The 21320-nt window shown below is 69.2% G+C and carries 15 protein-coding genes, 1 tRNA gene and 2 CRISPR repeat arrays; of the genes, 10 read left to right on the top strand and 6 right to left on the bottom strand.

Annotated features, from left to right (window positions below; all coding sequences use genetic code 11):
* Positions 1 to 48: 48 nt before the first annotated feature.
* A complete protein-coding gene (locus CG747_RS51075) occupies positions 49 to 216 on the top strand; it encodes an ACT domain-containing protein (protein WP_374701851.1) in 168 nt (55 codons plus the stop codon).
* Positions 217 to 384: 168 nt separating this feature from the next.
* Here the strand turns inward: CG747_RS51075 and CG747_RS47505 are convergent, their stop codons facing one another.
* Positions 385 to 1569, bottom strand: a complete 1185-nt coding sequence (locus CG747_RS47505; protein WP_146022180.1) for a hypothetical protein — start codon at positions 1567 to 1569, stop codon at positions 385 to 387.
* A gap of 137 nt (positions 1570 to 1706) precedes the next feature.
* The gene (locus CG747_RS32710) at positions 1707 to 2597 is read right to left on the bottom strand and encodes a serine/threonine-protein kinase (protein ID WP_257980901.1); all 891 of its coding nucleotides are present in this window, start codon (positions 2595 to 2597) and stop codon (positions 1707 to 1709) included.
* A gap of 65 nt (positions 2598 to 2662) precedes the next feature.
* On the opposite strand from CG747_RS32710, the gene CG747_RS47500 reads away from it, so the two are divergent.
* A complete protein-coding gene (locus CG747_RS47500) occupies positions 2663 to 3154 on the top strand; it encodes a hypothetical protein (protein WP_146022179.1) in 492 nt (163 codons plus the stop codon).
* Between the two features lie 1216 nt (positions 3155 to 4370).
* Here the strand turns inward: CG747_RS47500 and CG747_RS32695 are convergent.
* Positions 4371 to 4949, bottom strand: coding sequence for a Uma2 family endonuclease (locus tag CG747_RS32695; protein WP_100605482.1), 579 nt, complete (start codon positions 4947 to 4949; stop codon positions 4371 to 4373).
* Positions 4950 to 5117: 168 nt separating this feature from the next.
* Between CG747_RS32695 and CG747_RS32690 the strand changes: the two genes are divergently transcribed.
* Positions 5118 to 5191 (top strand) — tRNA-Met (locus CG747_RS32690).
* A 77-nt stretch (positions 5192 to 5268) separates the two neighbouring features.
* Here CG747_RS32690 and CG747_RS49945 read toward each other — a convergent pair.
* Positions 5269 to 5397, bottom strand: a complete 129-nt coding sequence (locus CG747_RS49945; protein WP_257980900.1) for a hypothetical protein — start codon at positions 5395 to 5397, stop codon at positions 5269 to 5271.
* 200 nt (positions 5398 to 5597) lie between these two features.
* On the opposite strand from CG747_RS49945, the gene CG747_RS32685 reads away from it, so the two are divergent.
* The gene (locus CG747_RS32685; protein ID WP_100605481.1) at positions 5598 to 6290 is read left to right on the top strand and encodes a class I SAM-dependent methyltransferase; all 693 of its coding nucleotides are present in this window, start codon (positions 5598 to 5600) and stop codon (positions 6288 to 6290) included.
* A 59-nt stretch (positions 6291 to 6349) separates the two neighbouring features.
* Here CG747_RS32685 and CG747_RS32680 read toward each other — a convergent pair whose 3' ends face one another.
* Entirely contained in the window at positions 6350 to 6769 is a 420-nt protein-coding gene (locus tag CG747_RS32680) for a DUF5958 family protein (protein WP_100605480.1), read from the bottom strand.
* A gap of 248 nt (positions 6770 to 7017) precedes the next feature.
* Positions 7018 to 8382: a CRISPR direct-repeat array (repeat unit 29 nt; unit sequence CGGTTCACCTCCGCTCGCACGGAGAGGAC).
* 192 nt (positions 8383 to 8574) lie between these two features.
* On the opposite strand from CG747_RS32680, the gene CG747_RS32675 reads away from it, so the two are divergent.
* The 6 genes from CG747_RS32675 to cas6e all read left to right on the top strand — a co-directional run bounded on the left by CG747_RS32675 (position 8575) and on the right by cas6e (position 16796).
* Entirely contained in the window at positions 8575 to 11451 is a 2877-nt protein-coding gene (locus tag CG747_RS32675) for a CRISPR-associated endonuclease Cas3'' (protein WP_100605560.1), read from the top strand.
* Positions 11452 to 11688: 237 nt separating this feature from the next.
* Positions 11689 to 13272: a type I-E CRISPR-associated protein Cse1/CasA gene (gene casA / locus CG747_RS32670; protein WP_100605479.1), complete on the top strand. Its 1584-nt coding sequence runs from the start codon at positions 11689 to 11691 to the stop codon at positions 13270 to 13272.
* Between the two features lie 43 nt (positions 13273 to 13315).
* On the top strand, positions 13316 to 14011 hold the full coding sequence (casB, locus tag CG747_RS32665) for a type I-E CRISPR-associated protein Cse2/CasB (RefSeq protein ID WP_100605478.1): 696 nt from the start codon (positions 13316 to 13318) through the stop codon (positions 14009 to 14011).
* Between the two features lie 67 nt (positions 14012 to 14078).
* Positions 14079 to 15257 carry a type I-E CRISPR-associated protein Cas7/Cse4/CasC gene (gene cas7e / locus CG747_RS32660; protein WP_100605477.1) on the top strand — a complete coding sequence of 393 codons (1179 nt, stop codon included), beginning with the start codon at positions 14079 to 14081 and terminating at the stop codon, positions 15255 to 15257.
* 43 nt (positions 15258 to 15300) lie between these two features.
* A complete protein-coding gene (cas5e, locus tag CG747_RS32655; protein WP_100605476.1) occupies positions 15301 to 16125 on the top strand; it encodes a type I-E CRISPR-associated protein Cas5/CasD in 825 nt (274 codons plus the stop codon).
* Complete coding sequence (cas6e, locus tag CG747_RS32650; RefSeq protein WP_100605475.1) at positions 16122 to 16796, top strand: type I-E CRISPR-associated protein Cas6/Cse3/CasE; 675 nt, start codon at positions 16122 to 16124, stop codon at positions 16794 to 16796. The genes cas5e and cas6e overlap by 4 nt, the downstream gene beginning before the upstream one ends.
* Positions 16797 to 16980: 184 nt before the next feature.
* Positions 16981 to 18405: direct repeats of the CRISPR family, unit length 29 nt; unit sequence GTCCACTCCGCGCGAGCGGAGGTGAACCG.
* A gap of 123 nt (positions 18406 to 18528) precedes the next feature.
* Here cas6e and CG747_RS32645 read toward each other — a convergent pair.
* Complete coding sequence (locus CG747_RS32645; RefSeq protein WP_100605474.1) at positions 18529 to 20574, bottom strand: hypothetical protein; 2046 nt, start codon at positions 20572 to 20574, stop codon at positions 18529 to 18531.
* Positions 20575 to 21320: the final 746 nt, after the last annotated feature.

Below are 21320 nucleotides of genomic sequence, written 5' to 3'. Positions count from 1 at the left end.
CAGGCTGGCCTGACCTACGACTACGTCGCCAGCTGGATCACCCTGCGCGTGCACTCCTCGCTCGAAGCGGTCGGCCTCACAGCTGTCTTCGCCGAAGCCCTGGCCCAGGCCGGGCTCAGCTGCAACGTGGTCGCCGGCTTCCACCACGACCACCTCTTCGTCCCCCACGCCGACGCCCCCCGAGCCCTGGCCGCCCTGGAGCAGCTCACCCGCTGACGGACCTCTGGCAACCCTTCCAGCAGCTGGCCATCCTTAGCCACTGGGCAGCATGATGGGACGGCTGTGGCGCCCACCACGGATCTCCGGGGTGGGCGCCACGTTCGCGTCCATCTATGAAACGCCTTGCCGGGTTCCCGCGCGCCGTAAAGGGGGCCGACGGGTGATTCAGCCCCAGATCGGCTGCTCGTGGTTCTCCGGTTCGTCCCTGAGGAAGTTGTCCAGAGATCTGCCCCAGGTGAGTGCGCGTCCGGTGACCTCGTCCTTGTTGTTCGTGTCGTTCATCTGGACCTTGGACTCCACGTACCAGACCTCGACGACCACGTTGTTGCGTCGAAAGTAGACCGTGGTGCTGTTGTACCGGTCTCCGTTCGTGGCGTCTTCGTCCTGGACAGTCTTCTTCGCTTCTTCCGGAATGTTCTCCGTATCGTCCACCTTGCTGGTCGTGAGGGCGACGTCGATGGTGCTGCGGCCGAGTGTGATGGCGGCCATGGCGTCCTTTGCGCCTGCTACGGTCCCGTACAGCGTCGCAGTGATGACCACCTTGGACCTGTTCTCCTTCACGCTGGGGGCGCTGCCCCACCCGCAGTTCGCATGCCTACTGTCGTTGCGACCGTCTAGCCCTGGTTCATCACTCCCGGGCTGCAGTTCGGCGCGGCCCCGCATCTCGTTGTTCTGCACGTATCCGCAGAGGTTAGGCATCCGCAGGTACTGGGCGGCCGGGGTGGCGCTGGCACTCGGGGGCGGGCTGGAGGTGTCGCGGTGGCGGGCCGCAGAGGAGTAGTAGATGACGGCCGTCGCCGCCAGTACAAGGGTCATCGACAGGGCCATGAGGAGCTGAACGCCTCTGCTTTGGGTCCATCGGGGTGCGGACGCTGGAGACTTCGGCGGCTCGGCGTCCGTGCTCTGGGCTGCATCTTCAGCCTCTGGCTGGCCAGTGCTGAGCTTACGAGTCAGCGCGGGTGGCGGAACGGGCTCAGTCTCGATCTCGCCGATGTCTCGGCCAGCCGGGACCGTGCGCAGACGGGTGAGGCGCCGCCGAGCCATTCTGGGTGTCGAGGTCGAACTTGCCGCTCGCCGGGTCTTGATCTCGCGGTAGAAGTACGACGGGATGGTCAGGACGATCAGCGTGAGGAAGGGCCACCATATTGAGAGGCCCAAAAGAAGATCATCCCAGAAATGGGTCACAAACCCTACGAGCTGCACAGCGATGGCCGCCACGGCCACGTACCCCGTCCCGCGCGTCAGGCTTGTGGAGTGCGGTGTGAGTACTGCCGTGAACCCCCAGATGACCGCCAGGGCGACCGGAATCCCGATCTGCCGTGGGCCGGCCAGCGAGGCGAGGGTGAGCAACCATAGGCATATCGGGAGGATGAACCGTGTCGCGCGGCCACGGCCTGCTGGGGTGTGCGTCGATGCGGTATCCGGCCGTGGGGGGAGGCTACTTGCTCTGCGGGTGGGGGCCGCAGGCGGGAGCGGGGTCGTCGCTGTCATGGAGGGGGGTGGGTGGCCCCTCCTGCTGGTGGCGCGGGCTCGGTGACTCGGTCGAGTAGTCGCAGCGCCTGGGAGAGGTCGGTGGCGTTCGGGTACCGCTGGTCGGGGTCCTTTTCCAGCAGCCTGAGCACGAGGTCGTCCCATGCGGAGGGGACGCCGGTGGATACCGAGCTGGGTGTGGGCGGCTCTTGGGTGAGGTGTGCCGTCAGGTAGCCGACGGTGTCGGGGGCCTGGAAGGGGAGTTGGCCTGTGATCAGCTCGAAGAGGAGGCAGCCGAGGGCGTACAGGTCGCTGCGCGGTTCGGGGAAGCCGCGTGCTTGTTCGGGCGCCATGTAGGGGGGTGTGCCCACGATGAAGCCGGTCTGGGTGAGGCGGTCGGCGGTCGCGTAGGGGTCGGCTGCCCTCGCGATGCCGAAGTCGAGGACCTTCACGGTGCCGGACGGCGTGATGAGGATGTTGGACGGCTTGATGTCCCGGTGCATGATTCCGGCTGCGTGCGCCACGGCAAGCGCGTCAGCTACCAGCGCGCCCCATCGGGCCGCGTCCGCCAGGGTGACGACACCTCGGCGCAGCATCGCGTCCAGGCCCTCGCCTCGGACCAGCTCCATCACCAGGAACGGGACCCGTTCGATTCCCGCGCCGGTCTCGCCGAGGTCGTGGATGGTCACGATGTTGGGGTGCTGTAGCTGGGCGGTGATCCGTGCCTCGCGCAGGAACCTGGCGCGTGCCTCGTCGCCGCGGCTTCCGCCACCGGCGAGTAGGGAGATCACCTTGACCGCGACGTGCCGGCCCAGCGTCTCGTCCTGCGCCTCCCAGACTTGCCCCATCCCGCCCTCGCCGAGCTGCCGCACCAACCGGTAACGGTCCCCGAGGAGCTGGTCTCGCATCGTCACGCCTCCCCCGTTTCGAACATTCCTGTCTCTCCTGCTGCCGCGTCGGCGCGATGGGGATCATGACGCGACCGCGTGGGCGGCATGCCCGTTATCCAGAAACCCGCCAGACGGCAGGGGTGTTGGCCAAGGCGGCCGCCCTGGCCCGGATCAGCTTTCCATGCCCGGCGTGTCTTTGGCTGCGGATCGGTGCCGTCGAGTGCCGCTCGCGCAGGGTTTCTGGCCTGTCCGATGACTTCGACCTGTTGGCCGCCCTGAGCCTGCACGATCCGGCCCGCGCTCTGGAGCACTTCACCGCCGCGGCCACGCACGCCGACCCGTACGACGCCGAGAAGGAGCCGCGCGGAGCCGCCATTTACCTGATCCGGAAGGCGTCCGCCTACCTCGCCTTGGACGACCTGGACGGCACAGTCGAGACCGCACGGCACGCCGTGGACTTGATGGGCGGCGTCAGCTCCGCGCGCGGCAACAGCGCTCTCACCGAACTGCGCAGCGCCCTGGTGCGCCGCCGCGGTGTCCCCGTGGTGAAGGACTTCCTTGAGCTGACCGGCTGAGCTGGTCAGTAGGAGTTGCCCGACACTTCCCGGGGACCTGACTTGCCTGAACAACCAGCCCTGTCGTGGAGTGTGCGCCGCAACAGAGCCGCCGTGATGCCGCGGCCGCGCACTGGGTACCCCACGAACTGGACTGCTGTCCCTCATAGGGGATTGCTGTCCCCTATGAGGGACAGCAATTCACCACCCGGAACACCACCACAACCACGCCGACCACCCAACCCCCAACAATCACACCACCAACGCGAGACCTCCAGACACCATGACGCCGTTTGCCCGGAGCGACGGTGCTCTCGTGTCCCAGGGGTCACCTCCCGGCGGCTTCGGTGGAGCGGCAGGCACTGGATGGCCCAGCTGTTGCCCGCCAGGCCGTAAGCCAGGACCGCAGCTCGGCCTCGGTGTATCGGACGGCCCCTTCGGTGTGTACGCCTTGTGGGACGGGCACTCCTCGTTTGGGCGACCTCTGGCGCATGTACGTGCGGGCGGTGCGAGCTGTCCAGGGGAGAAGTTTCTCCTCCCACGCCTCGCGGAGCGTGTAAAGCGGCACGTCCCCCCTGCCGTGATCGCCGGTGACCGGCTGTTGCGTCGGCGGCGCCAACTCCCGGCCCGCGGTCTGCTTCGGTACCGGCACCGGCCACGTCGACGGCATCGCAGCGTCCTGCGCGTATGCGCGGGGCCGGCCCTGGGCAAGCAGGGGCTCTATGCGCGCCAGGACCCGCGCGACTTCCTCTCCTGGTGCCCCCGAGCTGAGGGCCTGGGCGGTGAGTTCGCTGATGTGGGCGTCGACTCTCCTTGCGCTCATCAGAACACGATTGCGGTCCTCGACAGCACCTGTGAGCTCTTTGAGCAGCTGCGTCCATTCCGCGACCGGCACAACGCCTCCGGACAGTTGGCGACACGCGTATGCAGAACACCGTGGGAGGGCGTCCACGCCTGGGCTACCGAGATGATGGACCATGCCCGGCCTGACCATGAGGGCTGGTCCTCGTCGGTGTCATCGAACTTCGGCTCTGGCTCGGGAGCGATGGCGGCCCGGCAGGGCGCGGCAACACGACCGGTGTCGGCGCAGCAACCGTGGCGTCGACGTTGTCCTCAGGCCGCGCGGCCGCGGTGGTCCATCGCTGCCGCGCCGTCGGTCTGGGCCCGTTTCCACTGGAAACGGTGCCGGCTGCAACTCCTGGCGGCCGGCGCGGTACTGGTGCCCGAGGGTGAGGGCTCACCTTCTATGCTGAGGCTGGGCCAGCCCGGCCGGGTCGATATCGAAGGGGAACGGCTTCTCGATGCGGGTCACAGTGCCCGGCAGAGCGGTTGCCGTTTCGACGTACCGGCCGGCGTCCAGCTCGCAGGTGATCAGGCGCGGGGCCGGGTCGAACTCTAGGCGCCAGTAGTACGGGACTGCGGCCTCCGCGTACAGCAGCGGCTTGAGCTTGCGGTCCATGGTCTTGTTGCCGGGCGAGACGAGCTCGATGACCAGTTGCACTGCCTCGGCGTCGATGCTGACGCCGTCCTCGGCGGTCGCGCCGGCGTCGGCGACGACGATGTCCGGCACGACCAGCCCAGACGGCAAGATCACGTTGATGGCCTCCAGCACTTCGACCGGGGCGCCGGCAGCCTGGGCGGCCGCGTCCAGGGCGACGTGGAGCCGGAAGCTTGCGCGCTGATGGCGCAGGCCGGGGGCGGGGGACATCACGAGCGATTCCCCCAGCAGCTCGTAGCGGACGGTCCGGTCTTCGGGCAGGGCCAGGACGTCCTCGACGCTCCAGGGGCCGTGGTGCGTAAAGCTGGCAACGCTCATCCCTTCACCTCCATCACGTACTACCAGTGTGGCCTGCCGCGACGGCCAGTGGCTCCCGTCGTGCCTCCGTATTCACGATCGCCTCCTGCTCCCCCACCGGAGCCGTCGGGTCGGGGCGGAAGCCGATTCGGCTGATCCAGGTCGGTGCCGTAGGGTTCGGTGTGCCGTCGCGGGGTGGAGCAGCTCGGTAGCTCGCTGGGCTCATAACCCAGAGGTCGCAGGTTCAAATCCTGTCCCCGCTACTCAACAGTAAGGCCCGGTGGATAACCACCGGGCCTTACTATTTCGTGCTCTCGATCGAGGTCATGCGGCGGCAGAGTCAGGCAGCGGAGCGTGCTCCGCGGCCGGCGAGTTCTCCGAAGCACGGCACAGCGAGGACCGTGGTGATGCCGATGACGGTGGACATGGAGAACCGGGCATCGCCCAGGACCGCTGCGGTCAGCTGCATGGCTGCGTGGACGAGACCAGTACCCCCATCAGAGCCTGCGGCACCACAGGAGACTGCCCGGTGCCGAGCCATGCCCCGGACACCGCTCGCCCGGGGGAGTCGAGGATCGCCCGGTTCTGAACTGACAACCAACTCGACTGTCAGGGGTGAGGCTGGCCGATCTGGCCCGCAGTCTGGCCGTGCCCGCCAGGATGGGTCGGGTGACCACGCCGACCGCAGACCTCTGGCACCACTACGGACGTGCCCGGCACGCTACCGACCGGGCTGTACCCGACACCTTTCACTGGGGCTGGAGCCAGGGCAGCGGCCCCGGCCCGGAGGTCCTCGGCGATCTGACGGGGCTGCACGTCGGTGACGTTGGCGCCGGAACAGCCCGGCACGCCGCTTACCTGGCCCTGCACCACGGGCCCGCCCGTATCGATGCCGTCGACGCCTCCCCCGCCCAGCACGCCATGGCCACCGATCTGTACGGGCACCTCGCGCCGCGCCTGCGCATCGAGCAGACCGACGTGGTCAGCCACCTGCGCGCGGCAGCCAACACTTACGACGTGCTGTACAGCGTCTTCGGCGCGGTCGACTTCACTGAGCCGCGCGAGCTGCTGCCGGCGGCCGCCGCAGCCCTGCGGCCCGGCGGGCGGCTGGTGTTCTCCACTCTCGCCCACTACCACGGTGGTGCGCCCGCTCAGCCCGATGTACAGCACGCCGATATCCCGGCCAGAACGCCGGACGGCAAGGCGGTCACGATGCGCCGCTGGGTACTCCAGAAACAGGTCTGGACCAAGATGATGTCCGCTTCCGGGTTCACGCGGATCAGCGTCGAGCAACTGCTGGGGGAAGCCGAGCGCAGGCCCACCGACGCACATCTGGTGACCGCGCACCGCGAGGCGCCGTAAAGAGTGGCTCGTGCGTGGGGCGGCCGCTCCCCAGAATGTGCTCGACCGGGAGCTGGCCTTCAGGGGTGCGCTGCTGGGTGTTCAGGCGCGGCGGGCAGTGCGTGCCACCAGTGGCTGCAGCCGCCGGAGCAGAAGCGCTCGCGGCGCCGTGCGTCGGCAATCGTGAGCACAGCGGTCAGCAGCCGGAACGCTTTGCGGCGTTCGTCGGGAGGCGCGAGGCCGGCGATCTTTCCCAGTTGCTCGTCGATCCGGCCTTGAGAGATCAGCACCGCGGGCGTATGCGTCGGGCGCAGCCCGGCACGGCGGATGCTCTCCGGTGCGTCCGCGGCGACGGCGCGGGCCTGGACGCAGTGATGGCGCAGGAACCGCAGCACCTCGGACTGCTCTTCCTCGCTGAGGCCGTCGAACCATGCGATGCCCTCGGACATCGGGCGCAGCCCTTGCGCGAGCTCGTTGAGCAGGACGTCGCGTTCGTTCATGACTGCCTCTCGTGGGACAGACGCCGCTCCGCGGCAGTGGTCAGGATTCCGAGCAGCACCTCCAGATCCGTCGCGCCTTCGGCGTCATCGGCCCAGCGGGAGGTCTGCAGTAGGTGAACCTGCTCGGGGAGGACGTGCCAGGCCTCGTCAAGGCCGATTCGTTTGGACCACTCCCACCGCCCGAGGTCGTCATCGACGATATCCAGGTGACCAACCGCATCAGCACTCTGATCTCGGCCTTCGGCGTTCGGTTCACCTCCGCTCGCACGGAGAGGACGACTACGAGTATCTCGTGCGCACCGGCGCCGACGGTTCACCTCCGCTCGCACGGAGAGGACGCTGACGAATCCTGGGCTTGGGCATAGGCCACCGGTTCACCTCCGCTTGCACGGAGAGGACGGCAACCCGCCGCAGGCGAGCCTGAGCTGAGCCGGTTCACCTCCGCTCGCACGGAGAGGACGGCAAGAAGCTCAAGCCCCGCACGGCCGCGATCGGTTCACCTCCGCTCGCACGGAGAGGACGCCCCAACCCTCGCCCGTGATCCATCGTTGGGCGGTTCACCTCCGCTCGCACGGAGAGGACACAGCTCGGGCGACCTCCTTGGTGGCGTCCTCCGGTTCACCTCCGCTCGCACGGAGAGGACTGGTTCTTTCACGAAGGGACCGGCATGGGCGGCGGTTCACCTCCGCTCGCACGGAGAGGACCGCCGGCCAGGTGAAGCACTCTGGCCCGACCGCGGTTCACCTCCGCTCGCACGGAGAGGACAGATGGCACCCCTACCGGTCGGGGTGAAATGGCGGTTCACCTCCGCTCGCACGGAGAGGACCCAGCAACGCAACATCCCCCCGGACACCAGCCCGGTTCACCTCCGCTCGCACGGAGAGGACCCCTTCTCCGCCTCCGCCTGCTCCGCCGGTTCACCTCCGCTCGCACGGAGAGGACACCTGCATGTATGGCGGGATTGCCCGCTCGATCGGTTCACCTCCGCTCGCACGGAGAGGACGGCGTCTTCGAGTACACCGACCACTACACCGTCGGTTCACCTCCGCTCGCACGGAGAGGACGCTGACGCTGCTGGCGCTCGGGTCAATGGGATCGGTTCACCTCCGCTCGCACGGAGAGGACTCCCAAGGGCTCGGCCTGGCCATGGCCGACTTCGGTTCACCTCCGCTCGCACGGAGAGGACTCGGTTCGTGAGCCTCCTGCTCTTGCTGGTGCCGGTTCACCTCCGCTCGCACGGAGAGGACCCTTCAGTGATGAGGCACGCCCCCTCCCCCACCGGTTCACCTCCGCTCGCACGGAGAGGACTGACAACTGAGGATGGATAGCACTCCAGGTATCGGTTCACCTCCGCTCGCACGGAGAGGACTCGGAGCGGTCCTTCAGGGGGTCGGCTGGACCCGGTTCACCTCCGCTCGCACGGAGAGGACCTGAGAACGCGCTCGGGCTGGCCGGTCAACCCCGGTTCACCTCCGCTCGCACGGAGAGGACTTCGCAGCGACTTGCCAGTTATTAGTTTCTGACGGTTCACCTCCGCTCGCACGGAGAGGACGATCACCGGACGGGAACCGGACTCCGAGATCGCGGTTCACCTCCGCTCGCACGGAGAGGACCCTTGCTGACCTGGCTCTCTCCAGGCGCTTTGCAAGTCCTTTACGGTACGCGGATGAGCTCGCAATGGATCGGCGATCCATTGCTTCAACTGAGGCCCCATGGCCAGGAGTCTAGGGTCTTGCGCTTGCTCCGTTGTGGACTTTGCGCAGGTGGGGGTGCATTGTCAGTGGGGCGTGTTATCCGTTGGCGTCATGATGAAGCGTGAGACCGTCCCGCCGGGGCACCCCCCGGTCGACGCCCGGTTATGGGGTAAGGAGCGTGGCCTGCCGCGCCCGTACCCGGTGATCTGCCATTTGCTGGACACGGCAGGGGTGTTCGGTGCCCTGTGGGATGCCCTGCTCAGTGATCAGGTGCGCGAGAGGATCGCGCGGGCGCTGGGGATGAGGGTGGCCTGTGCGCGGCGGGTGCTGGCGTTCTGGGCAGGGCTGCATGACCTGGGGAAGGTCACGCCCCCGTTCCAGGCGCAGGTACCGGAGGCGTTCGCTGCGGTGCGGAGCGACCCGGTCTACGCATTCGCTCCAGGGGCGGAGCGGGAGCGGGTGTTTCGCCATGAGGTGGCCACCCACTGGGCGCTGGCGCTCCTGCTCGGCGAGGCAGGGTATCCCGGCGACGACCGAGCGATGCGGTCCGCGGTGAGTCACCAGGTCGCGCAACTGCTTGGCGGCCACCACGGGTGTTTCGGTGTCGTTCTGCAAGCCAAGCACGTTGCCCACGCAAGTGCCTATCAGCCGGGGCTCGGCGGTAACGGCTGGGCGGACCAAAGGCGCGTGCACTTTGAGGAGCTGCAGCGAGTCACCGGCGCGTGGGCGGTACCGGAGCGGGGGCTGCCGGCGGAGCTAGCAGTGATCGTCAGCGGGCTGGTGGTCGTCGCGGATTGGCTGGCCAGTCAGACAGAGGTGATCATCCCGCTGCTGCCCCCGGAGGGGTGGCAGGCGACGCCGCAGGAGATCGACGCGCACTGGGAGCGTACGCAGAAAGCAGCCCCGGGGCTGGTGGCGGGAGCGCAGCTGGGGCGTGCGCGGTTCGATGCCGAGCGGTTCGAGGACATGTTCCCGTTCGCGCCGAACGCCCTTCAGGGCGACCTGGTCGCCCATCTGTCACCGCTGGTGAGGGCGAAGGGACCCGGGCTGTTGCTGGTCACGGCGCCGACGGGTGACGGGAAGACCGAGGCGGCCCTGTACGCGGCGTCGGTGCTGGGGCGCGCGGCGGGGGCCCGGGGGCTGTTCTTCGCTCTGCCGACGATGGCCACTGCCGACGCCATGTACCCGCGGGTGGGGGCCTTCGCAGAGTATGCCCTGGCCGGTGAGCGGGCCTTGACGCTGCTGCATTCCATGGCCTGGCTCAGTCCCGCATACACCGCGGCCGAGCGGTCCGTCGGGACTCTGCCGACGGTCGGCGACGTGAGCGCCGACCCATCCACCGCGACCGAGGCCGGGTCGTGGCTGCGTGGGTCCCGGCGCGGCCTGCTAGCCCCGCTGAGTGCGGGCACCGTCGATCAGGCGCTGAGCGCGGTGTTGCCGCTTACCCACAACGCGCTGCGGTTGTTCGGGCTGTCCGACAAAGTGTTCGTGGTTGATGAGGCGCATGCATATGGGCCGTGGATGCATCAGTTGCTGAGCCGTCTGTTGGAGTGGCTCGGCGCGTTCGGTGCCCCCGTGGTCCTGCTGTCCGCAACCCTGTCCGGCCGCACGGCATCGTCACTGGTGGATGCTTATCGCCGCGGGGCCGGGTTCCTCGAACCGTCTGCCGTCAGGCCGTGCTACCCGGGCTGGGTGTTCACCGACGCCGCGACGGGCGAGGTCTGCGAACCTCGGGAGGTCGGCAGCGGGCGCAGGCGCACACTGGACGTGCAGATGCGGCGAGTCGTATGGGACGCGACGGCTGCTGCCAACGGCCCCGTACACGCCGGAGGTCGCCGCCGGGCCCTGCGCGAGGCGCTTGAGCCCGTCGCCACGCACGGCGGGACCGCGCTGGTGTGCTGCACCACGGTGGCCGAAGCCCAGCAGACGTTCCGTGACCTACGCGCTGCCTTCCCCGAACTCGGCGAGCAGGGGGGCGGGTTGCGGCTGCTGCACTCGCGCTATCCGGCGAACGCCCGGCAGCGCATCACCGCCGAGTGCGAGACGGCCTACGGCAAACCCCGTTCGCCCCAGGACATCGCCCGGCCGCGCCCGGCATCCATCCTGGTCGCTACCCAGGTGGTGGAGCAGTCGCTGGACTTCGACTTCGATCTGATCGTCACCGACCTCGCCCCGCTGGCGCAGCTACTCCAACGCGCCGGGCGCGGACGCCGCCACGCACGCGGCGCCATCGGACGCCCGACGTGGGCGCTGCCCGAGGACGCACCTCGACTGGTCGTCTTGGAACCAGTCGACGACAACGGTGCCACCATCGTGCCGCGCACCTGGGGATCGGTGTACGACGCCGGGCTGCTGCGGCGCACGGCGCACCTGCTGCGCGAGCGGACGAAGACCGGCATCGCGGTGCCGGAGGACGTGCAGGATCTCGTCGATGCCGTCTACGCGGAAGACTTCGTCGACCAGCTCGACGTGGCTGCCGCGCGGGAACTGCGGCGGATGGATGCCGAACGGCAGGCGGACGAGGCAGCCGGGGCACACATGGCCGACATGGTCGCCATCTGCGCCCCAGCCGACGTGGCAGGCAACCTCTACCAGCTCAGCCGCCGGGAAGCCGGGGTTACTGAGGAGCTCCTGACCACGAGGCTGGGTGCTGACAGCGGCCGCGTGCTGTGCGTGTACGAGCAGCCGGACGGCGCCCTCACCCTTGATGAGACCGGCGCGTTCCCTCTACCCGTCGGTGGTCAGCGCGGGCTTACCCGCGAGGTGTTGACGCAGGTGATGGCGTACGTGGCACCGGTGCCCGGCCGCTGGCTGCGCGGAGCCGAGGGGCAGCCGGCTCCCGCGGGTTGGGACAAGCATCCGGTACTGAGCGACGTGGTCCTGCTGCGGATGCAGCCCGCAGACGGCGACGCTTCCGGCTCCGTGTGGAGCTGCCGTCACGGCACCCGGACGATCCGGATCTCGAACGTTGGGCTGGAGACCGGTTAATCCATCCGGGTGACAGCTCGGCAGTAGTAGCCCCTTGGGCTGCCTACTTATCTAACTTACTCAGCAGCCGTCCCGGCACACGGTGTTCTCCGGCGCCACTGCCGGGACGGCGTCAGCCCGCTGGCGCGGGCAGGGGGGGGAGAGATCCACATCGCTCCATGAGCAGCCTATGGCTCACCTCCGCGCTTACGGAGGCCCCGCCCCCATTGTGACTGGCAACCCGGCAAGAGGAGTCCGATGCCGACCAGCGTTTACAACTTGTTCGACGAACCGTGGATCCCCGTCCGTTGGGCCTCCGGCACGCCCCGAGTCGGCCCGCACGCCCATCCCGAACGGGTCGGACTGCGGGATCTGCTGCTCCGCAGCGGCGACATCGCCACCCTCGCGATCGCAGATCCTCCGGCGCACTCCGCGCTGTTGCGCATCCTGTACGCCCTCACGGCCCGAGTAACCGGGTTGGACGAGGTCAGGCCCGGCGACTGGGCAGCACGACGCCTGGACATCCTGGACGCCGGACAACTCCCCCGCGAGGGGATCAACACCTATACCGACCGCTATCGGCACCGCTTCTTCCTGTACGACACCGAAGGCAACCGCCCGTGGATGCAGGATGCCCGGCTAGCCGAGCAGTGCGACGCGAACAACACCGCCGGAGTGAACAAGCTGATCGTGACGCGCCCGGCGGGCAACACGCACGCCTGGTTCCGACACGGCAGCGACGCCCGCCCCGACCTGCCCACCGCCGCCGAAGCGGTGCTGAACCTGCTGGTGTGGCACTACTACGGGCCCTCCGGCCGCTGCTCGGCCCGCGAAGTGAACGGGGTCAAGACCGCCAGCACCACCGCAGGCCCGCTGCGCACAGCCCTCTCCTACCATCCCGAGGGCAACACCCTCTTCGAGACGCTGCTGGCGGGCTTGATCCAGCCAGAGCAGACCGTACAGCGGGAGGAGGACCCGTGCCCTTGGGAATGGGAGGAACTGCCCGACCCGGATGAGGCACCACGCCTGCCCAGTGGCCCATGTTCGCGGCTGACCGCGTGCTCCCAGCACGCCCTGCTGCTCGTCCCGGACGAGAAGAACCCGGAGCTGGTACGGGACGCGTACATCACCTGGGCGTACCGCGCCGGCCGTATCCCCCGCGACGACAACTACCTGATCTGGCAGGTCAGTCAGCAGGGCAACCGTTACCCGCGCCCGGCGGACTCCCGGCGCGCGCTGTGGCGGGACCTGGACGCCCTACTGCTCAAAGAGCCGCCCGGCACTGCCCAACCCCGGCGCCCCAAGGTATTCGAATACGCGAGCGAGGTCTCCGAAGAGCTGCAGGTGCGGGCACTGGGTTTCGAGCAGGAAGGCCAGGCCAAGGACATGCAGTTCGTCGATGCCGCTACACCCCCCGTCCTCGGCTTCGTGGAGGAGAAGGCACACGCGACCGCGCCGGCCGTGGGGCGAATGCGGCAGCTCGGCGAGTTGCACGGACGCCGCCTGGAACGCGCTGTCAAGCGCGCCTGGGCCGAGTACACGGACGACGCAAAAGCCAAGGGCGATACCTGGGCGGCCGAGGCCGCAGCCCGCTACTGGCCGGCTGCCGAGACCGAGTTCTGGAGCCGCTTCCATCGGCTCGATCGCACCGACCAGGAGCCGAGCGCCGGTCTCGACCCGGCCGCGGCCCGTGCCGCGTTCCTGCGGCTGGCCATCGACGCGTACGAGACGGTGACCGCCTCCATCACCCGTACCCAGCGCGGTGCAAAGGCGGTCTCCAACGCCCGCATCGAACTGTTCGGCGGCGTACGCAAGAAAGCGGCAAACGCACAGGCCGCATGACGGCAACGCCGTCACCGATTCCCTCACCAAAGAAAGGCCATGGATGACCACCCAGACCGCCGCCGATGAGCGAACTGCCGCCCGACGCCGTCGACTTGTCGCCTATACCCGCTGGATCGAGGAACTGTGCAGAGACGATCCCGGAGCCCGTATCGCGCTGCGCAGCGGACTGCGCCGTGACCTCGACGACGTGCCCCGCATGCATCGCTTCGTCGCTCCCTGGCTGCCCCAAAACGGACAGGTACTGGAATCCGAGCAGAGGGCGTACTACGCGGTGGCGGCGATGATCGCCGCACAGCCCCGCAACAGCTACGCCACCCCGGACACCCCGGAAACGGATCCCGCAGCTGATCCGGATTCCGCGGCTTCGCAGGAGACACCCGCACCTCGCTACGGCACAAGTCTCGGCCTCGCGTTCGCACTCGCCGTGATCGAAAGTCCCGGTCGAGAGCGGGAGATCAGGGAGTCCACAGCCGAGTCCCGGCTGAATCTGCTAACACGGCAGAGCCTCAACGGCCTGCACCGGCACCTGCCCGCCGCCGTCAGGTACCTGCGCGAGGTAGACGTACCCATCGACTGGGCCCAGCTGCTGTCCGACCTCATCGCCTGGCCCACCCACTCCGGAAAGATCTCCCGACGCTGGCTGCAGCACTACTACCTCCAGCGCACCCGGGCCCTGCACGAGCACGCACAGAGCACCGACCAAGGCGAAGCAGAGAACCCCAACACCACCGCGTGACCCAGAAGCCAGCCGTCACACCGCCCCTATCTCGCACCTCCACACGCCCAAGGAACGAGGAACCCTCATGTCCGCACCCGCCCGCTTCATCGACATCCACGTCCTGCAGTCCGTCCCCTTCGCCAACCTCAACCGGGACGACACCAACTCCGTCAAGACCGTGCAGTACGGCAACACCCTGCGCACCCGCGTCAGCAGTCAGTCCTGGAAGCGCGCCATCCGCACCGTCTTCGAAGACCACATCGGCGAGGCCGCGCTGCGCACCCGCCGCATCGGCGAACGCGTCACCCGCGAACTGGAGCACCGCGGCTGGCCCACCGAGCTGGCCCAGCGCGCCGGCGGCCACACCGCGGCGGCCAGCGGCATCAAGTTCGAACTCGCCAAGGCACCCGGCGAGGCCAAGCAGACCGTCCCCAACAAGGTGCTGACCAACGCGATGGTGTACGTGCCGCAGGCCGCGGTCACCGAGCTGGCCGACCTCGCCGAACAGCACCGCGACGCTCTCGAACAAGCCAAGGACATCAAAAAGCCCGCCGACAAGAGCATCCTGCCCGCTCGCGAGGTGGAAGCCGTGCTCCGGTCCCGCAACGGCGTCATCAACCTCTTCGGACGGATGCTCGCCGAGATCGACGACGCCGGCGTGGACGGAGCCGTCCAGGTCGCCCACGCCTTGACGACCCACGAAACCGACGTCGAACTCGACTACTTCTCCGCCGTCGACGACGTCACCGCCGTGTGGGACGACGCCACTGGCAGCGGCCACATGGGCCACGCCGAGTTCAGCGCCGGCACCTTCTACCGCTACGCCACCGTCGACCTGCGCGACCTGATCGCCAACATCGGTGACCAGAACACAGCCGCCCGCGACCTGACCGCCGCGTTCCTGACATCCTTCATCACCTCCCTTCCCCAGGCCAAGAAGAACTCCACCGCCCCGCACACCATCCCCGACCTGGTCCACATCTCCGTACGCACCGACCGCCCCCTGTCGTACGCAGCCGCCTTCGAAAAGCCCGTCCAGGCCAGCCCACAGGGCGGCTTCGCCGAGAACTCCCGCATCCAGCTCACCGCCTACGCCGACGCCGCCAACACCCTGCTGGGCACCCGCGGCCTCCTCACCTCCGGCTGGGCCAGCCTGGAAACCAAGGACCTCACCAGCCTCGGCGAGCGCCGCGACTCCTTCGACGACCTGATCACCACCGCTCTGGACGCCGCCCTCACCCCCACCACCGAGGTCCAGCAGTGACCACAAACCTCTCAACGAGGCCCGCAGCAAGGAGGGTCCACCAGTGACCACCACCACACAACCGGGGCTGCTGCTGCGCCTTGCCGGCCCCCTGCAGTCCTGGGGCGAGCGCAGCCACTTCAACGAACGCGACACCGCCGGCTTCCCCACCCGCTCCGGCGTCATCGGGCTGCTCGCCGCCGCCCTGGGCCGCCACCGCAGCGAGAGCCCCGACGACCTCGTCCGGCTGTCGATCACGATCCGCGCCGATCGGCCCGGCGTACTCCTGCGCGACCTGCACACCGTCGGCGGCGGCCTGCCGGCCAAAGCCACCGTCACCACCGCCGAGGGCAAGAAACGCAGCGGCGACACCGCCACCCTCCTGACCCACCGTACCTACCTCGCCGACGCCGCCTTCACCCTCGCTCTCACCACCCCGGGCGGCGACACCGATCTGCTCGACCGAGTCGCCGGGGGTCTCGCCGCCCCGCACTGGCCCCCCTACCTGGGCCGCCGATCCTGCCCACCCGAAGGCCCCCTCCTCCTCGGGCGCTTCCACAACGTCCTGCACCACCTCATCCACCTGCCCATTGCCGCCCCCCGCCCCCAAGGCAGCACACGCGGCATCGACTTCCTCTCCGACCAGCCCCTCCACCACCTGCCTGCACCCGACAGCATCGCCGACCCCGGCACCGAAGCCGAAGCCCACCCGGCCGGCGAGGTCAACGACCAGCCGCTCAGCTTCCACCCACGCCACCGCACCTACCGCGCCCGCCCCCTCTACCGGCGTGTCCTCCACCTGCCCGCCGACCAGCACACCGGCCTCGGCACCGACCACCTCAACAGCCTCACCACCTACCTCAACCAACCCGAAGCGAGCTCCCGTTGAGCGTCTGGCTGACCCGCATCATCCCCAACCCCCGCTCCCCCGAGGTACGCCGTGACCTAGCCGGGCGCAACACGGCCATGAACCTGCACCGCCGCCTGATGTCCCTGTATCCCTCCGACGCCGGCCCCGACCCCCGCGCCCGCTTCGGCGTCCTCTTCCGCATCGACGACACTCACACCGGGCCGCACATCCTCCTGCAAAGCACCCACCAGCCTGACCTCACCCGACTCCCCGAGGGCTACGGCACCCATCAAAGCCGCCCCCTCGACGCCCTCCTCGACGCCCTCAAACCCGGCCTGTCCATCCGCTACCGCTGCGCCGCCAGCCCCGTTCGCAAACCCGGCGCCACCACCCGTGCCCTGTACAACCTCCCCGCCGTCGTCCCCCTCACCGGCGCCCACGCCGACGAATGGTGGACCCGACAAGCCGACGCCGCCGGCCTCAAAGCCCTCACCCTCCACTCCCGCCCCCTCGACGCCGCCCAGGCCACCCGCCAGCCCGACCAGTCAGGCAGCCCGCAGCGCATACACCACGCCCGTACCCGCTTCGACGGATCCGCCACTATCACCGACCCCGACCTCCTCCGCCAGAAGATCACCGAAGGCATCGGCCGCGGCAAGGCGTACGGCTGCGGCCTCCTCACCATCGCCCCCGCAAGGACCACCACATGACACACCCCGCCGCCGCTCCACGCGCGGCGCACACCCCCAGAAAGAAAATGCAAAGTCCTCCTAGAATCGCAGGTCAGGAAGAGTCCATTCCGCGCAAGCGGAGGTGAACCGAGGTAGTCAGCTGCGTGGTGGGCGGCGAATACGGAGGTGAACCGGCGTCGGTGTCGCGTACTTGGGAGCGGATGTCCACTCCGCTCGATCGGAGGTGAACCGTCCGTGCTACAAGCGATGGACGAGGTGGTCACGTCCACTCCGCGCGAGCGGAGGTGAACCGGTGAAGCGCAGCCCGTAGGGCGTGGTGTCGACGTCCACTCCGCGCGAGCGGAGGTGAACCGCTGTATGGCGGCGCGGCAGCGGAGGGCGGCGGGTCCACTCCGCGCGAGCGGAGGTGAACCGTCGGCGTCATCGATCTTCCCGGACGCGGTGAAGTCCACTCCGCGCGAGCGGAGGTGAACCGTATCTTGACACTTGCTTCGTGCGGACCTAACGGTCCACTCCGCCCGAGCGGAGGTGAACCGGTGTGGGGGACACCGAAGTGCCCCGGCACGGAGTCCACTCCGCGCGAGCGGAGGTGAACCGTCGTCGGTCAGCGTCCGGCACACCTCGGTGATGTCCACTCCGCGCGAGCGGAGGTGAACCGTCGGTCGTCAACACCCTGCGGCTGCGTCTGGAGTCCACTCCGCGCGAGCGGAGGTGAACCAGAGGCGGCAGACGCTCTCGGGAGCAGCACGATGTCCACTCTGCGCGAGCGGAGGTGAACCGATCCCCGTCCTCGACCAGCAGGACCTCCTCAGGTCCACTCCGCGCGAGCGGAGGTGAACCGGGCCACCGGGTCGTTGTCGTCGCACCCGAGCAGTCCACTCTGCGCGAGCGGAGGTGAACCGGACGCCCGGCGAAGAAGAAGCCGCCGCGGCGGTCCACTCTGCACGAGCGGAGGTGAACCGCGACGGCGGGGCCGCTGACGCCCGAGGTGGACGTCCACTCTGCGCAGGCGGAGGTGAACCGACGGACTGCCGGCGTGGCTCGCGGCAGCGGCCGCCCACTCCGCGCGAGCGGAGGTGAACCGACGTTGCGGTGCCCCTCGTACGTCGTGATCGGGTCCACTCCGCGCGAGCGGAGGTGAACCGCCCGGCATCCGCTTCGGCAAGGGCCCCGAGGGGACCGCTCCGCGCAAGCGGAGGTGAACCGAGCTGGGGGCCCTGTACGTCCTGGGAGAGGTAGTCCACTCCGCGCGTACCGTCGGCGCCCCCCCCCCGCGGGCGGACCGGCCGCGGCGTCCACTCCGCGTGAGCGGAGGTGAACCGGTCCCGGCTGCCGCCCCGGCGCCGGTGTCCATGTCCACTCCGCGCGAGCGGAGGTGAACCGCCAATCACGATCACCCACGTCAGGGTTACGAGGTCCACTCTGCGCGAGCGGAGGTGAACCGCGGGAGTCGCACTCGAACTCCCTGGGCCCGGAGGCCACTCCGCGCGAGCGGAGGTGAACCGTCCACACAGACATGGTTAAGCCCCGCGAGGTGGTCCACTCCGCGCGAGCGGAGGTGAACCGGAGACGCCGTCGACCCCGACCTCCGGCCGGGAGTCCACTCCGCGCGAGCGGAGGTGAACCGCCACAGGAACTCCAGCGCGAGCAGCGTACCGAGGTGCCCGCTCGACCACGGTCGATACGCCGCCCGCGGCCGCTGCCGCCTCCAGGGCAACGCGACTCGGCCAGGCCGACGTCGCCTCGCCACTCATGCCTGCCCCCACGGGGTGTAGCCGAGGTCCAGGTGCTCCAGACCCGACAGGCGCTGCACGGTCGCGACGAGTGCCCGGGTGAACAGGCGCTGCGCGGAGTGCTCGCCGTACCGCTCGATGTGGTCGAGGACGACCTGGTGGTCGGTGGCGGCGCGTGCCCGCCAGTCCAGGACCTGCTCGACGGTCAGGTCCTCGAGGACGAGCTCCTGCTCCTGGTCGTCGCCGTCAACCGGGTCAGGGGCGGCGAGCGAACGCGGCGCGGGCAGGATGACCGGCGCTGTAGGCCCGGCCGGGACGTCGTCGGCCGGCTGCGCAGCCGCGGCTTCGACACGGGCCTGAGCTGCGGCGGCTTGCTGCTCGCGGATCTGTGCCCACCGGTGCTCGCGGATCCACGCCTGGGCGGTCACGTCCTGGTGCAGCTGCTGTTCGGTCGCCGCGCGGCGCTCGGTCTCGGAGGCGTGCGGCATCGCCGCGTCGACGGCGGCTGCGACTGCGCGGCGTTGATCGCGGCGGTCGGCCTGCTTTTCCTCGCAGCGTGGGCAGTCCTGGCCGGAGTCGAGCAGCACGCGGTCGTCGCACCGGACGTCGCCGCATCGCTGACGCTGGGGCAGGGCCAGGCCGATCAGCCAGCCCACCGGGTCCTTGATCGGCCCGGCCAGCCGCATCTGGTCCTCCAGGCGCCGGGAGACCCGGTCGGCGAGGACCTGCGGCGCATCCGTACGGCCGGCGAGGCCAACCACCCGGGCCAGCTCGCTGCGGGCGGCGGCCTCCACCAACTTCCGGGCGGCCGGACGCTCCAGGCGCGCCCACACCAGGTCCACCGGAGCCAGGACGGCCCGCAGATCTTTCGGCGGCAGAGGTACCCTCCCCCGCTGCTGCCTGCCCTGACCCGCTCCGTCCACGACCCTCACCGGTGCACCGGCCACCGGCCCGCGGCCGGCCTTCACGCCTTCGACGACAGGGGACTTCTCCTGCTGTTCCCCGCGGAGCGGGCCGCCGTCCTCGCGCACGCACGCGCGGTCCGGCCGACGGCCTTCGCCCCCACGGCCTTCGCCGGAAAAACCACAAGAGAGCTGCGGAGGAACTACGGCAGTAACCACAGAAGCGTGGTCTGCGTGGAGCTCTGCACCATCGGGACGCTCCTGATCCGCCGCATCCTCCACGCCCTCAGCACCGCAGATCCCAGACGTACCAAGGGCACCCGCAGCACCGACCGGAGCATGATCTCCGACTGCACCATCGGGACGCTGCGAAAACACCGCCTCGGAGCCCGAAACAGCCTCCACACAGGCCAGCGTGCGGCCGTAGGCGCGGGCCACCGGCAGCACCATGACCCGGCCCCGACCGTTCATCCGCGTCGACGTCGCCTTGCGCTGCCGCGCCACGACACCCGCCTCCGTCAACCTGGCCAGGACCTTCCGCGCCCCGGACGGCGAGCAGCCCAGCAGCCGCGCCAACGTCGCCGCCCCGCGCCCCTCCTTGACCTTCACCGAGCCGCCGCACAGCTGCAGCCAGCCCGACGCCCGCGAGTTCAGCACCATCAGCAGCAGCCCGAGCCGGTCGGTCGCAGCCCCCTTGCCCCTGCGGCCGGCCAGCAGCCCCGGCGGCGTCGGCTCCTTGTCCTTGGGAGACCAACCGTGCCCGAACAGGGCCTCGAGGAGGCGCAGCAGCGTCGCCAGCTCCGCTTTGTTCAGCGCCAGCGGGTGCGCCGCTTCCCAGCCGTGGCGGGCGTTCCACAGCGGCATGACCAGGCAGTCCAGCCCGGTCGGGTGCCCCTTCGCGTCCGTCACCACCTGGGTGTGCACGGCGTCCGACCCCCGCAGCGGGGGCAGCACGTTGCGGTGGACAGTCGACTCGCCTACCCCCAGCCAGCGACCCAGCTCCGCGACCCAGATCGACGTCTGGTTGTCGTTCTTCGCGCCCTTCGGCGCCCGCGACTTCGCGTACAGCACCACCGCCGCCAACTTCGGCGCGTCCTTCAACCCGGCGATCGACGGATCTGCCAGCAGCGCCTGGACCGCGTCACGCAGCCGCAGCCGCATCGTACGACCGAGACGCAGCGAGTCATCCGGGCCACCGTCGCCCGGTGCGCCCGAGGCCGGCACTGACCGAAGCCGACGGCGCGACGCCCCGCTGGCGAACTCCGCGCGAGGGCGGGGGAACATGGCGGCCGGTGCCGCCAGGACGCTCACTGCGCCACCCGCAGGGATGAGTGCTGCTGACGTGTCATACCGGCAACACCATCAGCCAAACCGGACACCCCCGGCTGAGCAGGAGCGGGAGGAGCCGAGAGGGCAGGAGACGGGGTCACATGCAGAGAGGGGACGGCGTGGGAGCCAGATGTGACAGGCATCCCGAAATAGCTCATCGCGCCACGCTGAGGCGGAGTGCCTGGGGACAGAGGACGCCCACGGGGCGCGACTGTGCCGGGCGGCTGGAAGGCGCCGGCGGAGGCGGCGGAAACCGACCGACTCGACGGCAAAAAATGCCCAATCCATGCCATTCGGGCATGGGCAGGCTGGCAGAAGGCAGCACTGTGCTGCATTATGGGGTCGCACCCCGCTTTCTACGAGTGGGTACGGCAAAGGCCCTCTTGTGGGGCTGGTTCTGGGAGAACCTGAAAATTGCCTTGATCACCCGGCGCCAACCGGAATCGATCTAGGCCCCGGCCCGGTCGCCAAACCGGTCCGATGGGGAGAAGGCCGCGCGCGGTGCGCCAACACCAGCGGCCAGGGCGGCAACCGCCCAGTGGACCTATCTCATCTCCACCCCCACCAGGGGTGAGATG

The organism is Streptomyces sp. CB02959 (assembly GCF_002803155.1).
In the GTDB taxonomy this organism is placed as follows: domain Bacteria; phylum Actinomycetota; class Actinomycetes; order Streptomycetales; family Streptomycetaceae; genus Streptomyces.
Note: the sequence above shows the minus strand (reverse complement) of the source record. Positions and strands in the feature narration are given on the sequence as shown.